This window comes from Sulfitobacter maritimus (assembly GCF_013346665.1).
GTDB lineage: Bacteria > Pseudomonadota > Alphaproteobacteria > Rhodobacterales > Rhodobacteraceae > Sulfitobacter > Sulfitobacter maritimus.
In genome coordinates, this window is sequence record NZ_JABVBB010000001.1 from 1 (window position 1) to 947 (window position 947).

1 protein-coding gene is annotated in these 947 nt (G+C 57.3%); it reads left to right on the plus strand.

From position 1 onward, the window contains the following. Positions 1-241 precede the first annotated feature (241 nt). Entirely contained in the window at positions 242-436 is a 195-nt protein-coding gene (locus tag HTT03_RS00005; RefSeq protein ID WP_174857888.1) for a hypothetical protein, read from the plus strand. Positions 437-947 lie beyond the last annotated feature (511 nt).

The window sequence follows — 947 nt, forward strand, 5'->3', positions numbered from 1 at the left end:
CGAACTCAAGCGCAAAGAGCCAAATTTTCGGCAACGGCTCCCGCCCCATAACATCCCCTAATCGTCTTGATGCTTCGGCGCCGAAGTGACAGACCCATCCCAAAGCCACAGCGGGAGCGGCATCGCGATAACGCCGGCCGGGTGCTTTCAACGGGCCCGTGCTCATCAGTTTGCGGCAGCTGAGAGCCACAGCACCAATGTGAGTGCCGTCCCGGCCCACGCGCCGCTGCTACGGCCCAAGATGGACGCACGTGACACGGTTCTCGCAAAAGGCATCAAAGGCAACATCACCTCGTTAAGTCGATATTTTGGACAAAACCATCCTGTTAAGTCAGAATTTTGGACATTTGCGCAAGCTGAGCCTCCATTAAAAGTCTATTTCCATGGCATGCGGAACCTAAAGCAGATCATGGCCCAGCAAGGGCTGAACCTGTGAGGGCGGTGCGGCCCACCTAGACCAGACAATGCGCATTCCAGGAGGTGTTCAGCGACACGGCCAGGTCGCCGCAAAAGAGCCTGGCATGCGAGGGCGGTATTGGGTCAAGTTACCCCAAGTTATTCAGGTTTGAATAAGTTAGCGCTAACTTACCGGAAGTAAGATAACTTTGGCGTCGGCCCCCAGAAGCATCGGTGCAAGGCGATGCCACGAGCAGCCAAGCGACAGCCCGAAGACAGGCGCTCGCGACAGCTTCACTTGCCAGCCTCAGGTATCGCCGGCCGCCCGGGCTGCGTGTGTCGGCACGAAGGTCATGGCAAGAGCCGCCCCAAAGATAACGAAGGAGCGGCTCCCGACTTTTACGCCAGATCCTTGGCCTTAAAGCGAGACCTCAGCTGAAGAGCCGCCCCATAGGTAGGCTTGAACAAGAAGCAAGACATGGTCTTGTCAGCCGGAGCCAGATGCCGGTCCGTTTCGCACTCAAAACCAGCGAGCGTGAAAGAGGCGTCAA